This window comes from Methylobacterium sp. UNCCL125, assembly GCF_900116795.1.
Classification (GTDB): domain Bacteria; phylum Pseudomonadota; class Alphaproteobacteria; order Rhizobiales; family Beijerinckiaceae; genus Methylobacterium; species Methylobacterium fujisawaense.
The window spans coordinates 1-13878 of record NZ_FPBW01000030.1; the positions used below are offsets into that span (position 1 = coordinate 1).

At 64.0% G+C, this 13878-nt stretch carries 9 protein-coding genes and 1 pseudogene; 5 read left to right on the plus strand and 5 right to left on the minus strand.

Going from position 1 to position 13878, the window contains the following annotated elements; all coding sequences use genetic code 11:
- Positions 1-430: 430 nt before the first annotated feature.
- The 4 genes and pseudogenes from BM396_RS33465 to BM396_RS25430 form a co-directional block, all read left to right on the plus strand.
- Positions 431-851 (plus strand): annotated as a pseudogene (locus BM396_RS33465) (hypothetical protein); the annotation flags it as partial.
- A 20-nt stretch (positions 852-871) separates the two neighbouring features.
- The gene (locus BM396_RS32940) at positions 872-1165 is read left to right on the plus strand and encodes a hypothetical protein (RefSeq protein WP_158713319.1); all 294 of its coding nucleotides are present in this window, start codon (positions 872-874) and stop codon (positions 1163-1165) included.
- A gap of 96 nt (positions 1166-1261) precedes the next feature.
- Positions 1262-1816, plus strand: coding sequence for a PAS domain-containing protein (locus BM396_RS25425; protein ID WP_043388008.1), 555 nt, complete (start codon positions 1262-1264; stop codon positions 1814-1816).
- Between the two features lie 805 nt (positions 1817-2621).
- Positions 2622-3266 carry a response regulator gene (locus BM396_RS25430; protein ID WP_075379924.1) on the plus strand — a complete coding sequence of 215 codons (645 nt, stop codon included), beginning with the start codon at positions 2622-2624 and terminating at the stop codon, positions 3264-3266.
- Between the two features lie 396 nt (positions 3267-3662).
- Here the strand turns inward: BM396_RS25430 and BM396_RS25435 are convergent, their stop codons facing one another.
- From BM396_RS25435 to BM396_RS25455, 5 genes are all read right to left on the minus strand, one after another.
- Positions 3663-6185, minus strand: a complete 2523-nt coding sequence (locus BM396_RS25435; RefSeq protein ID WP_051976308.1) for a hybrid sensor histidine kinase/response regulator — start codon at positions 6183-6185, stop codon at positions 3663-3665.
- Positions 6186-7006: 821 nt separating this feature from the next.
- Positions 7007-7243, minus strand: a complete 237-nt coding sequence (locus BM396_RS25440) for a hypothetical protein (protein ID WP_043354299.1) — start codon at positions 7241-7243, stop codon at positions 7007-7009.
- Between the two features lie 121 nt (positions 7244-7364).
- Entirely contained in the window at positions 7365-9152 is a 1788-nt protein-coding gene (locus tag BM396_RS25445; RefSeq protein ID WP_051976309.1) for a tetratricopeptide repeat protein, read from the minus strand.
- A 31-nt stretch (positions 9153-9183) separates the two neighbouring features.
- On the minus strand, positions 9184-10584 hold the full coding sequence (locus BM396_RS25450; RefSeq protein WP_043354297.1) for an HlyD family type I secretion periplasmic adaptor subunit: 1401 nt from the start codon (positions 10582-10584) through the stop codon (positions 9184-9186).
- Between the two features lie 106 nt (positions 10585-10690).
- Positions 10691-12703: a peptidase domain-containing ABC transporter gene (locus BM396_RS25455; protein ID WP_244538949.1), complete on the minus strand. Its 2013-nt coding sequence runs from the start codon at positions 12701-12703 to the stop codon at positions 10691-10693.
- Between the two features lie 678 nt (positions 12704-13381).
- Here BM396_RS25455 and BM396_RS33150 point away from each other — a divergent pair.
- Positions 13382-13878, plus strand: a 497-nt coding sequence (locus BM396_RS33150; RefSeq protein ID WP_210187142.1) for a hypothetical protein, incomplete at its 3' end; no start/stop codon positions are given.

Consider the following 13878-nt stretch of genomic DNA (forward strand, 5'->3'; position numbering starts at 1 on the left):
TAGGCGCCGGTCCAGGTGAAGACCGGGACGGGGGTGAAGACCGGCGGCGGGGCGGCGCGGCGCGGCAGGTCGGCGGCCGAGGCGGCAGCGGTCAGGGCGGTGAAGGCAGCCAGCGAGGCCAGGAGCTTGGTCATGAGGTAAGGTCCAAATTTCGATCTGGATGTATGGCTACCGGTTCGTGCCGAAAATAGCTGTAGTTTTATGGGCACACCATTGGGCGACGAGGCGGGGCGGCATAGTAAACTGTCTGTAAAAATGAGTTAGATTTGGGAGATATGCCGCTCGATCCTCATCCGGGCGCCACAACATCTCGCTGGCGCTTTGGTTGCATTCCGCCGGCACGTTGCCGGGTGGCTGTGGCCAAATGGCTACAGGATGGGTGGGCCGGCTCGCCGCAGCTTGGGCCCCGCACCGGATTTTCAGCCCCGCGGTGCCGATCCGGCCTGAGCATCGCTTTTTCAACCCCATCGGCTGGCCCCAGCTCTCGGACGTGAGCCGGTTGGGGCGGGCGGAAGACTGCCGTAAGGGCTGGGGGCGGCCATACGGGCGGGGATGGTCTACCCCCTCGGCGATGGTCGCTGGATGGTCGCTTGTGGGGCGCGGAAGCCGGCCGGTGGCGCGATGGACGGGGGCGCCGCTTCCGGGTCGCGGCAGAAGCCGACATCCTCGACCGCTGGACCCGGACGGTCTTGGCCGTCGCACACCGCGATCACGACACCTCGAACAACGCCGACGCCAGCCTCGCCGCCTTCTGCCAGCGCGGCCACATGATCCAAGCCGGGCCGGAGGATCGGCGGCGGCGCACGCTTTTTAGGCGGAACGCGCTCGGTGATGTGTTCGGCGGCCCATATCCGCCGTCGGGATCCACCGGTTGCTATGGCTCTTCTCTCTCCGCAACGCCTCGCAGCGCTTCCAACGCTTGTTGTCGTCCCTCCTCCGTCTCGATCTTGAACCACAGGCGCAGGCATTCGTCCGTGCTCGCGGCTTCGCCAGCAGGCGGCTTCTCGGCGAAGAATCGCTCGACAGGGACGCCGAGAGCATCAGCGAGCCGGTGCAGCGTCGCCCAATCGGGCTCGTCAAATTTTCTCATGTCATCAGCAAAACCTTAGATCGAAGATGTATGTTCCGCGATCACGAATTGACTAAAATCAACGAGCTCGGTTGAAAAGTAAAAGTATCGCTCCAGTTGAATTCGGTGGGTCTGGGGATTGGCGCTCGGGCTTCCGCGCCGATGCGAGTCAGAAGCCGAGGAGCGTTCTAGATGATCTTCGTCACGAAGGCGGACGGGGGCGTGAGCTACGTCAGTCCCGAATGGACGGTCTTCACCGGCCAGGCGGCGGCCGAGGCCGTCGAGCATGGCTGGTTCGCTTGTGTGCTTCCCGACGACCATGAGGTTGCGGTCACGTTCCTGCGCGAGGCTCGCGATCAGCAGTGCGAGTACAGCCTGCGCCTACGCTTGCGCCGTACGGACGGAAGCTACGCCTGGGCGATGATCGGGGCCGTCCCCTCGTTCGGGCCGCCCGGCCGCACCTTCCTCGGCTATCTCGGCTCGGTCACGGAGATCGCCGTGAGCGGTTCGGAACCGTTGGGTGCCTTCGGCACGCTGGCGCGCTTCGTGCCGCCGCCCGTGAGCCCGACGACGCCACCGGGCTCAGCCTTGGAGCTCGTGGCCGACCACCTGCTGATAGCCCATGGGCTCATTGAGCAGGATCATGCCAAGGAGATGCTGCCGGTTTTGCGGCAGGCCCTGATGCAGGCCGGTGTACTGCTTGCGCGGAGCATGACCGCGTCCGATCCGAGCGGCCGCTTCCATTAGGGCTCAGCGTTGAGCGGGGATCGCACTCGCCTCTTCATAGGCGATGACGGCAGCCGCCGTGATCCGGGGCATCATGCCACCGTGCGGGAAGGTCTATAGCTCCGTGCGGCAGGGGCGACGAGCACAATCTCGACCGAGTCCCGCGCGTGTCCACGGCGCTCGGTCCTGAAGCGTCTCGTCCCGCGCCCCGGCCTTCTCCCGCCCGGGAGAGGAGCCCGTTGCGCAAGTCCGGACCCGCGGCGCCTGGGCCGCGATTCATCGCAACGCGTTCGGAAATGGCTCGCGTGTCCGTCACGCCGCCGCGTCGGAACGGTATCACAGTCGCGGTCGCGCCGCGGAAGACCGGCCTGCCAGCAGAGCCGTTCGCCGCGGCGGATCGTCAAAATATTAACCTATATGCATCGCCGGAAATCAATCTTGACACCTGTTTTTCCCGTCTGTACAGATGAATCCTTCGAGATTCCGCTATTAAATACAATTATACCGACAGATCTTTCGATATTGGTGCATCTGTAGAGAGATATTGTCTATCGATGTTGCTCTTTCCGGCTTCGCGGCGTGAAGATGCATATCGTATGTCGATGTTTCATAAATTGAGCCGTCGATGGAGTTGTTTTACGTATCATATCTTCGCGGTCGGATTTGAATGATTGATTGTGAGCTTGAGAGTGTCGATTTGAAAGACAATGCTGAAAGACGGCGAGTCCGCAAGTCGTGCCGCTCAATAAGAATTTTATACGGCAAAAATTGATCTCGCGTATCGGAGAATAACTGGATCGCAACAGCAGGCGTATAGAGACGCGTTATGGCTTGTTCCCCCGGTCGTCGTATCATAATCGCGGATGATCATCCGGTGGTCCTCGCTGGATTGGCCGCCCTGCTCCGGCAGGTCAACAATCTGGATGTCGTGGCCACCTGCTGCGAGGGCGAAACGGCATTGAAGGTGATCCTCGAACTGCAACCCGATCTCGCGTGCCTCGATGTGCAGATGCCGAAATTGTCAGGTGTCGAGGTCATCCAGGCTGCGCGGCAGGCCGGTTCAGAGACGCAGTTCATTGTCCTGACCGGCTCAGTCGCTCGTGAAGAGTTTGCCACGGCCTCGGAATGTGGTGCGATCGCGATCTTTCACAAAGACTCCGCCAGCGACGACCTTCTGGATTGGATTGAAGGCGGCCATATCCAACGCCAAGGCCAATCCTATGATCGACACCATGGCGAGGACGGGGACGGTGGCACGCGGAACCTGACGGCGCGCGAACGCGAGATCGCAATGCTCGTTGCAAGAGGCCTGACGAACAAACAGATCGCGCGAGAGGCCAATATCTCGCAGGGGACAGTCAAGATCCATTTGTATAATATATTTCAGAAGTTGTCTCTCTCTAATCGGACCGAGCTGGCAAATTACGCCAATGTCCGTTCAGTTGTCGGATTGCAGGAGCAGCGCTTCTGATTCGGCCGGTCGCAGGATGCGGTTTTATTATTTACAATATTGACGGCCTGACGATCCGCGATGCGTGTTCAGTGTCCGCGTACCTGGCGAATCGGCGATCGGATCGTCGCGCGACAACCGGATGTCATCAGAACTCTGGTCCACGCCGCGTGCGACCCCGGAGACCTTGCCGGTGCCTTCGGCGCGATGTGCCGCTCTGCAGGTGGTTGCGCGGCAGCCGGACGTTGCCCGCCCGAGCCGCACAACGCGGGGCGCCGACGATGAGCGGCTCCGCGAGCGGGGGGCGCCCCGCGCAGACCGCGTGCGCGGATTTCCTCCCGCGGGCTTCGGCGATGCGCGCTGCGCCACCCGCAACGGCGCGAGATACTGGCAAGGATCCCGTCCGCAACCGCCGTATCACAATCCTGTTTGCGCGGCGAATTCCGGTTCGGTCAGGAAATTCTTTCGGACGAGGGCTGCCCGGGTCGACGTGATCATCGCGCGCAGATCGGCGTTACTGGTGCCGATGCTTTGATCGCATCCCAGCTCGATCTCCAACCCGAGACAAAGACGCTGCATCCCTGAGAGCCCGAGCATGCCGGCCATGCCTTTGAGCGCATGGACCTCCTTCGCTTTCGCCTTCCCGCTGGCATCGGTGCGGTCGAGATAGGCACAGGTGCCATGGGCATTTCGGAGTGCCTGAAGCAGGAGGGATTCGAGCTCGCTACCCAGTCTCTTTTGCAAGGACTGAAGTTTACGATCGTCGAGCAGATCGGACTGCTGAGGTGGAGGCGTCGGCGAGACCGCGCTGCCGCTCACGAGATTTCGCGTTCTCGCCGTGTAGTGAGCAATGGATGCGTTCAGCGAACCCCAATCGATCGGCTTCGCGATGCAGCTGTTCATTCCGGCTTCCAGGTAGCGCCGGCGCTCGCTCTCGTAGACGTTGGCCGTGAGCGCTATGATCGGCAGGCTCCTTTCCGGGCCCTCGAGGCGCCGGATCGCCCGCGTCGCCTCGACACCGTCCATGACCGGCATCTGGACATCCATCAGGATCAGATCGAAGCAACCCTGCTTGGCCAATTCGACAACCTCGGCGCCATCCTGGGCGAAGATCAGGGTATGACGATCCGATGCCAGCATCGAGCGAATGATACTGCGGATCAGCGGAATATCCTCGGCCACGAGGATGCGACGCGGTTGCAGATCCGATGGCCTGCATGGGATGGGGGCCACGACGTCAGATCCGTCATGCTCAAGAAGGGGGATCTCAAACCAGAAGCGGCTGCCGGAACCGGGCGAGCTGGTAAAACCGATCGTTCCGCCCATCGCGGTGACGAGACGTCTGGAGATCGCCAGTCCCAAACCGCTCCCCCCGTAGCGGCGCGCTGTCGATTTATCTTCCTGTGTGAAGGCCGTAAAAACCTCCGCTTGATTCTCTTCGGCGATGCCGATGCCGCTGTCTTGCACCTCGATCCGGAGCAAGAGCTTGTTTTCACCGATCGAGCGATGGGTTGCGATAATCCTGATCGTTCCATGATGTGTGAATTTTATCGCATTTCCGACGAAATTCAGCGAGACTTGCCGGATCTTGGTCGGATCACCGATTGCGCAAGCTGGGATACGTTCGGAATAGTCTTCCTTGAACGCGATATCTTTGGCGCGGCAGAGCGGCTGCGTCGTCGCGCATACTTCATCGAATAGGGATTTCACCGAGAAGATCGTGGACTCGATTTCGAGTTTTCCGGACTCGATCTTTGAGAAATCCAAAATGTTATTGATCACACTCAGAAGATGATGGCCGGATTGCCTGACGAGATCGAGATTTATTTTCTGATTGTCCGTCAGGGATTCCTTCGCGAGCAGGTCCACCAAGCCGAGCACGCCGGTCATGGGCGTTCGAAGCTCGTGGCTCATGACGGACAGGAAATCGCTCTTCGCCCGGCCCGCGGTCTCGGCCTTGTCACGTGCCGCTTCGGCTTCCTCACGCGCGCGGTCGGCCGCCGCGCCCGCCTCACGCAAGCGGTGGGCCGCGTTTTCAAGTCGGGCGAGAAGCACGCCCAACGGGATGGCCGATAAGAGGGCCGTGAGGACGAACAAATTGTAGATGATCAGCAATTCGGCACTCGCAGCGCCCTTGGCCGCGCTCAGGGCCGCCGGTCCGTTGAAGGTGAACAATCGAACGGCGAGCGACACACCGAAGACCGCCGCGCTGCTGCCCAACAATCCGCCGCTGAGCGTTGCCAACAGCAACAGCGGTATCGCGAGAAAAAGAAACGGCGTGTGAGACACCAGCAGAGCGTAACTGGCGGCCGCACTCGCGATCGTCAGAACGGCGATCTGAGATAATTTCCGGGGGTTGAGCCTTTCCAGAAGAGACCGTTCAGTCCAGCTCAGCACCAAAGGCAGCACTACGAGCAAGTCGAGGGCTTCGGTGAAAGACCGGGCCTGGATGATCGGCCGCTCCGTTGCGGGAACAAGGAGACTGATCCAGGCGAATTCGAACGCCGCGCTCAGCAGGCAGGCGAGCGAGCTGAAGACCGTAAGAAGGAGGATGGTTTTGACTGATAAGTACCAATTTGCTCCGCGGTTTATCTGCCTGAAAAGTGCCGCCGTCGCGCAGATTTCGAACAAGTCCGCGATGACGATGCCGGATGTCGCCAGAATCGATTTGCCGATCAACAGGTGGGCGGCGAAGTTGGCGGCCGCGGCGGTCGCGATCGCCGGCGGCCATGCTTCCCGGCGTATACGGAGCAGGATGGCCAGGAAGAGGCTGTTCGCGCACCAGGGTATGATCGCGAAGACGGCGTGCTCGTTCACATAAAAGCGGCTTGCTGCGGGGATCAGATAGAGGATCGGAACGGCGCCGAAGGCGGCTGCAAAAATCCAGTTGCCGCCGGCGGGTCGGGTGAGCCCATCGATGATGTGCTTCATCTGACGCATGAGGGCGTGCCTCGTGGATCGGAAGCAGGTTACAGTCTCGGTCGCCGTCTGCGGTTCGCGGCCATGAGAATGGAGCGGTTTCCCGGTGGGTCAACTATTTTCATCGACAGAAGATTGTATTCAAGTCGCGATATGAATCTGTATATCGCGATTGTCTGTAAAATCTGAATTTTCAGTCCTTTGTCCCGAGGTCCTGACGATCGTTTGCGTTTGAGCGCGGACCGAACCGGCCGTCACACGCGGCGCCGATGCCCGTCGTCAGTCGCGCGGAGGGGGACTTCGGCCTTGAGGACTGGACGCTCTGGTTCGTTCCGGGTGGGAGATGCGTCGGCCGGCACGGGGCGGCGCGAGGGTGGGTCCGACACTTGAGCCTTGCCCCCTCACGCATGATGGCATCGCCCCGGTCGATATCCGGTGGGCGCGGGGATGCTTGGGCGCCCCTGCCCTCGCACATGACGTTCGAGGCCGCGGCAGGCGTCCGGATCCTGCCCGATCGCGGTGCGCACGGCACATTTCACGAGGCTGCTGTGTCGTCCGGATGAGACGCGGGTCCCCTCCTCTGGACGGGAGAGGGGGCACGCCGCGCCCGTCACAGCTTCACCGTTGTGGATCGTGCGCGTTGCAACCGGACACCGCCCGTGCGCCGCAGCGAACGATCAGCCGGATCATCTCCGGCATCGCGGCGCATGAGCGTCCGGGTCATCGCCCTGCCGCCGACGCGCGCGCACAGGATCCGGCTGCTCCGGATCCCGTGAACGGTGCTTCGATCAGGTTCACCGGCCGATGCGTGGCCTGCAAGCCATGGTGCGGCCGTGGGCCGGTCAGTGAGCGGGCGGATTGGCCGTCACGTCACGGATCTCTTCGGGCCCAAGCCCGAGATTGTGAACCGCATCCGGCGAGAGCTCGCCGACCGTCTCGACGCGATCGGCTGGCGGCGCCCCGTCGGCGGCTTTGTTGACGAGATACAGCGCCCGGCGCGGATCCGCCTCCGCAACCGCGTAAAGCTTCGGCGCAGTGAAATTCCCGGCCTTCGTAATTTTTACGACCCAGCCACTCATCGCTTGTCTCCGCAACATGTCCGCCTCGGCAGGTCGCATCAGGATCGCGCCGAGCAGAACTAAGGAACATGTGAGATACGTGGCCTTATTAGGCCGATAAGGCCGCGATGTCAAAGTACAATTAAGCCGCGAAAAAAGCGGCTCCACTGTCGTCGCGTTTCGGAAAGCTGATTTGATCGAGCTGTTCGAGTTCCGCGGCAGCCTCACGGACACCCTGCCCGCGTGCCGCTTCGAACCAGCGGCGTGCCTCGGCCTCGTCCTTCGAGCCCGTGAGCCCGCGGGCCAGGTAGCGACCTGCAGCCAGTTGCGCATCCGCATGTCCTGCCTCCGCCGCTGCTCTGAACAGGCTCAACGCACGGGGGAAGTCCGGTTTCAGACCGTACCCGCCGTCGAGCATGGCGGCCAGAGCATAGATTGCCCCGACATGGCCGCTCTCGGCCGCGCGCTCGAACAGATGGAAGGCCTGGACGCGGTCGACGGGGCCCCCTCGGCCGTTGACCATCATCTCGCCCAGCATCGCCTGCGCCTCCGCGACGCCGCCTTCGGCGGCTCGCGCGATCCAAGTCCGGCCCTCCACGGCATCGCCGACGACCCCTCGGCCCTCGGCGATCATCCGACCGTACCAAAACTGGGCGATCGGCATCTCCTCGGCCGCCTTGCGCAGCCACAGGGCCGCCTGCGCCTCGTCGTATCCACCGCCGATGCCGTGCGACAGACAGATGCCGAAGTTGAAGGCCGCCGCCAGATTGCCCTGCCTGGCGCCGCGCTCAAACCAGTGGCGGGTCCGCACATCGTCGCCGGGCGCGCCCTCACCGGCGAGGATCAGATTTCCGAGATCGACCTGGGAGACTTCACTGCCGAGGTTGGCCGCCTCCCGCAGCCAGTGCGCGGCCCTGTCCGGGTCCTGAGCGCCGCCCAGGCCGACTTGGTAGAGCTGGCTCAGCGTTCGCGCCGCGCCGGCATAGCCGGCCTTTGCCGCGCGCTCGAGCCAGAGCGCCGCTTCGGCGAAATTGGGCGCCAGATCGCCGCCTCTGGCATGCAGGTGCCCGACCAGCGCGGCGGCGTGTGCGTCTCCGGCCAGACCCGCGCGTCTGAGCCACGTCTCCCCCAGGATCGGATTCCGCTCGACGCCGTCGCCATTGAGCAGTGCGAGACCCAAGCTCGTTTGGGCGGCGACGATGCCGCCCTCGGCCGCCCGCGCGTAGAGCTCGACGGCGCGTTCCGCACTTCTCGGCACGCCGATGCCTGCATGCGTGAGCGCACCGAGCAGGAACAACGCATCCCCCAAGCCGGCCGCCGCCGCCTTCTCGATCTCGGCGACCGCCAGCGCAGTGTCCTCGGGCGTCTGCTTCCGCAGACGCAGCAGTCCCAGGCCGAGATGCCCCTGCGGACAGCCTGCGCCGGCCGACGCCAGGTACCAGCGTTCCCCCTCGGCTTCGTCGCGCAGGGCGTTCGGGCCCGCCGTCAGGATGTAGCCGAGCAGGGCCTGCCCTTCGCGCGAATCGTTGGCGGAGGCCCGTCGCGCCCAGAGGATGGCGGAGACGGGATCGGATTGCTTTCGCTCGTCGGCGCGGTCGAAGGCCAACTCGTCCGTGAGCGAAGACCTCTGCTCCGCCATCCCGGTATCGCCGCGCATGCACAGCAACGCGAGCTTGAACTGTGCCTCCGCATGCTCGCCTTCTGCCGCGGCGGTCATCCAGCGGACGGCTTCGGTGATGCTCTCGGGGACGCCCGTCCCGTCCAGGTAGCATTGCCCGAGGTGGAACTGCGCGTCCGGCAAGCCGCCCTGGGCCGCCCGGCTGATCTGAGCGACGCCGTCCTTGAACCGGCCGCTCTCCAGCAGGCTGAGGCCGAGCCTGAGCCGCGCGGTCGGAGATGCCGGAGCCAGGAACCTGTCGACGATCTTCATCCGCCGCACGCCTCCGAAGAGTAGCGATTATTCACGGCTCCCGCATCCCTTCAAGTCCGACGGGCAGCAGGCGGGCGAACAGATACTTGAGCATCGTTCGATCCCCGACCATCACATCGGTCGTCACGGGCATACCGGCGGTCATGTGGAAGTTATCGGGCAGTCCGTGAAGCTTGATCGCGGTCAGTTCCACGCGCGCGCGGAACCAGACGCCGTTGGCCGCCTGCCCGCCGACACTGCTTCGCTGCGTCTCCTGCTGCCCGGTGAAGCTGTCGGCGCTCACGCTCTTCACGACGCCGTCCGCCATGCCGTACTGCACGAAGGGGAACGTATCGAACTTCACGCTGACTTTCTGTCCGGGATGGACATAACCCGCCTCGTCGGCCGCGATGCGCGTCTCGACTTCCAGGGGCGTGTCCCGCGGCACCAGGGTGATGAGCTGCTCGCCGGATTGCAGGATCGAACCGACCGACACCTTGGCGACATTCAGGACGATCGCGTCCTGTTCGGCCACCAGATTGACCAGCTGTCGACGGAGGGTCGCCTTCCGCAGGCCTTCCTGGGCCTCGTTGAGGCTGCGGCGCCGCAGGGTGATCTCCTGGCTGATCTGCGATTTCCAGTGCTGCGAGAAGGCATCCCGCTCGGCGATCATCTGATTGAGGTCGTTCCGGGCCCGGCCCGCGGACGCGGTCGCATCTTTCAGGTTCCTCTGCATCTCGATGCGCTGGTCCTGAGCGACCAGGCGATTCATCTGGCTGCCGACCTGGAGGCGCTCCAGCTGCAGGCGTTTCGATTCGAGGATCCCGGCGATCTCCGCGCGCTCGCCGAACGCCTTGGCGTCGAGATCCGCGCGCGCGAGCTGCGTCTCCAAACCTCTGATCTTCTGATCGTAGCTCTCGATCTGGTGCCGGTACTGGGCTTGTCGCTGCCCGTAGAGAGCGACCTGAATCACGGTCGCGGCGTCGGCCGAGGACGGATGGAACGGCGATCCTGTGCTCTCCGCCGTCAGCCGATCCACCTCCGCCTGAAGGCTGAGAACTTGGTTCTCCAGGGCCCGAGCGTCGGCGCCGGTGAAGGTCGGATCGAGTTCGGCAAGGAGTTCGCCGGCGCGGACGACTTGGCCTTCGCGAACCTTGATCGAGCGCACGATCGACGTTTCCAAGGGCTGAAGGACGATCGTCGGGCTCGTCGACACCATCCGCCCCCCGCCCGTGACCACGACGTCGACGGGACACGTGGCCAGGATGAGGCCCGAGGCGATCACGAGCGTGAGGACCACGCCGAGCATGCTGCGCGCCGCAGGTTGAACCGGCATCGCGAGGAGCGCCGCCGTCGGAGACTGGAACTCCAGGAGGACCGGACCGACATCCGCCTCCGCGGGCGAGAGGCGTCTGATCCGGAAATTGAACCAGCTTGCGAGAGAGTTACTCATCGGCGAGCCCTTGTTTCCGTATGGCCGTGGCTCAGAACAACCTGAGGGCTTGCTCCACCCGGCGCCGCGTTCGTCCGGAGCGAACGGCGCAATCTGCGGTCTCCGATCAGGTGGCGCTCAGGTAGATCGGGGACGGACGCGCCTCCTCCAGATGCCGATTCTGCTGTTGCCACAACTGCTTGTAGATCGTGCAATGCTCGACCAGATGGTCATGGGGACCGATGGCGATCGCACTGCCCTTGTCGAGCACCAGGATCTGGTCGCAACGGATCAGGGACGAGAGCCGGTGGGACACGATGATCATGGTCCGGCCGCTCGCGATCCGCTGGAGGTTCGCGTTCACCAGGGCCTCGCTTTCGGGATCCAGCGCGCTGGTCGCCTCGTCCAGGATGAGCAATCTCGGATCCGTGATCAGGGCGCGGGCGATCGCGAGCCGCTGCCTCTGGCCGCCCGACAGGTTCGCGGAGCCCTCTTCGATCCAGGTCTCGTAGCCGCGGGGCAGCCGTTCGACGAACTCTTCCGCGCCAGCAAGCCGCGCGGCGCGGATCACGTCCTCGAAGGTCAAGCCCGGCCGGCCGGCGATGATGTTCTCACGCACCGTCCCGCGGAACAGGAAGTTGTCCTGCATGACCACGCCGAAGCTCCGACGCAGGTGCGTGAGGTTGATCTCGCGCAGGTCCGAGCCGTCGATCTTCAACCGGCCCGTGTAGTCGCGATTGATCCCCTGCAGCAGGCGCGCGATGGTCGACTTGCCGGACCCGCTGCGGCCGACCAGCCCCAGCATCGTTCCCGCGGGGATGCTGAAGGAAACCTCGCGCAAGGCCGCCGACTGCGCGCCCGGGTACCGGAAGCCGACCTCCTCGAAGCTTATCTGTCCCGCGAATTGGGGGCGCAGGCCGCTCCGTGCCGCCTCGGTCTCGGTCGGATGGTTGAGCACCTCCGCGACCTGGCTGATCGACATGCGGATCTCTTCGATGTCCTGAAGCAGCTTGGCGAAGCTGATCAGCGGGCTCGCGACGCGGCCGCCGAGCATCATGAAGGCGATCAGGCTGCCCGCGGTGATGCCGGTCGTTCCCGCCGGGGCCAGGACCACGATGTACGCGCCGCAGAGGAGGATGCCCCGGTCGATGAAGCGCTCGAGCGGCAGCGAGAGCGTCTGCGCCCAGTTGACGATACGGCCGGCCGCCAGCCGCGCCTTGCCCGATTCGGCGACGCGTTCGTCCCATTCGCGCTTCCGCACGTCCTCGATCGCCAGCGACTTGACCGTCCGCATCCCGTGCACGGTCTCGACCAGGGTCCCGCCCTTCTGGATCTCGGCCGCGATCAGCCGCGCATAGACGGTCCGGATCGCCGGCAGGAAGGCCAGCACGAGCCCCCCGACACAGGCGGACGCGACCAGCACCATCCACGCCAAGGTCACGCTCATGTAGAACAGGAACGGCAGCAGGACGACGAGCGTGAGCAGGTCCAGAACGGTCGAGACCAGCTTCCCTGTCAGGAAGTCGCGGATCTTGAAGACCTGCGAGATTTTATGGGTCGTCTCGCCGGTCGGGGATCGCTCGAAGAACTCGATCGGCAAGGCCAGCAGGCGCCGGAACACGTGAACGTTCAGACGGGCATCGATCCGAGTCGACATCACCTCGACGATCTCGCGCCGCGCGTAGCTGATCAGCGCTTCGTAGACCGTCACGAGGACCAGCATGAGCGTGATCAGCGTGAGCGTCGACACCGTGTTGTGGGTCAGAACCCGGTCGAGTGCCGCCATGACCAGGAATGGCGGCAGGATCTGCAGAACGCTGACCGCCAGGGAGGCGGTCAGGATCTCGCGGAGATTGCGCTTCTCCGTGAGGACGAGCCTGGCGAGCCAACCGAGCGAGAAGGCGGCCTCGTCGTCCGTCGTCGCGCGCGAGCGGCGGACGAGAAGGGCCTCGCCGTTCCAGACCCGCTCAAGGCGCAGCTCGTCGATCTCGATGCCGGTGCCGCTGGGGCCCGTCGGTCCCTCGATGAAGCAGACGCCTCGCTCACGATCGCGGCGCGTGATGAGGGCGGCATGCCCGTCGGCAAGAAACACAACGATGGGGCCGACGTGTTCCAGCCGCATGAGCTGGGACCGGCGCATGCGCACCGCCCTGGCCCAAAGGCCGGACGCCGTTGCCCATGCCGCGAGTGAGGCCGGCGCCGGTACCGGACCTTCGGACTCGCGCGGGTAGTCGGCGGGATCGAGGTCAGCGCCATGGTAGTGTGCGACCCGCACAACCGCCATGATACGCGCCTGCGCCTCGCGCGACATCGCGCGGTCTGAGACGCTCACCTCTCGAACTCCGAACGCGGCCCCGCGGGTGTCGGGCGCTGGTGCATGGCGACTCCACGTCGTCTGATCGGGTCATGCGAAGCTCGGGCAGGCACCCTGAGGGGGCGCCTGCTCGGTGCGTCTCATGCGGGCGCGCCCGCCGCTCACGATCATGCCGGCCCGCGGTTCGGGCTGGAATAGGCCACAGGTTATAGACTTCTTAACCTTTTCGACTTCGGCGCCTGCCAGGTCCGCAGATCGTCTCGTGAAATCTGCTTTCGCATCCGCCTGACCGTGATTCGGTTTTGGGTCCGGCGTGTTTAGTTAACGAATTATAACCTCTGGCATATGGCTCGGCCAATTTGTCTCGCGATAGGAGGATCCCCTGTGCTGGCATGCTGCCTGGTATGCGCTGCCTTGTGCGAAAACAGATCTGATTTCCGTTGTTCGAGAGGCCGGCGCCACCAAGACTGAAGGTGGGCAAGAGCCATAGCGAGGGAGATTGCAATGGCCAACGAAAACTTGTCCGGAACCTCAAGCGACGGCCTCGTTGCATTCTCCGGAACAGCGGATGCCGGAGATCAGCTGTTTTTCTACGCCAGGCAGAATGGGAACTGGATCCTGCTCGGATCTACGGTGGCCGATACGCCGAATCCCTTCTCGACGGGCGGTAGCTTTTCCTTCTCCGCGGCGCTCGGCCAGGGGATTTATGAGCAATTCGCGATCTACGATGCGACGGGAACGGGCATCAATATCACCACCGCGCAGGTCGCATTCAGCGGTGGCACGCAGAGCGCCACCAATGGTGCCGGAAGCACGAGCGTAACGTTCACCAACGATGGCGGGTACCCGATCACCGGCGTGGTCGGCGTCACCGGCGCGACCGGTAGCACGGGGGCGACCGGTGCCACGGGAGCCACCGGCAGCACGGGAGCCACGGGTTCGACCGGCGCCACGGGCTCGACGGGCGCCACGGGTTCTACGGGCGCCACGGGCTCGACGGG

Bases quoted from the DNA above. Each gene is read 5' to 3' on its own strand.
- BM396_RS25425 (WP_043388008.1), top strand. From the start codon at position 1,262: ATGATCTTCGTCACGAAGGCGGACGGGGGCGTGAGCTACGTCAGTCCC.
- BM396_RS25430 (WP_075379924.1), top strand. From the start codon at position 2,622: ATGGCTTGTTCCCCCGGTCGTCGTATCATAATCGCGGATGATCATCCG.
- BM396_RS25435 (WP_051976308.1), bottom strand. From the start codon at position 6,185: ATGCGTCAGATGAAGCACATCATCGATGGGCTCACCCGACCCGCCGGC.
- BM396_RS25440 (WP_043354299.1), bottom strand. From the start codon at position 7,243: ATGAGTGGCTGGGTCGTAAAAATTACGAAGGCCGGGAATTTCACTGCG.
- BM396_RS25445 (WP_051976309.1), bottom strand. From the start codon at position 9,152: ATGAAGATCGTCGACAGGTTCCTGGCTCCGGCATCTCCGACCGCGCGG.
- BM396_RS25450 (WP_043354297.1), bottom strand. From the start codon at position 10,584: ATGAGTAACTCTCTCGCAAGCTGGTTCAATTTCCGGATCAGACGCCTC.
- BM396_RS25455 (WP_244538949.1), bottom strand. From the start codon at position 12,703: ATGCGCCGGTCCCAGCTCATGCGGCTGGAACACGTCGGCCCCATCGTT.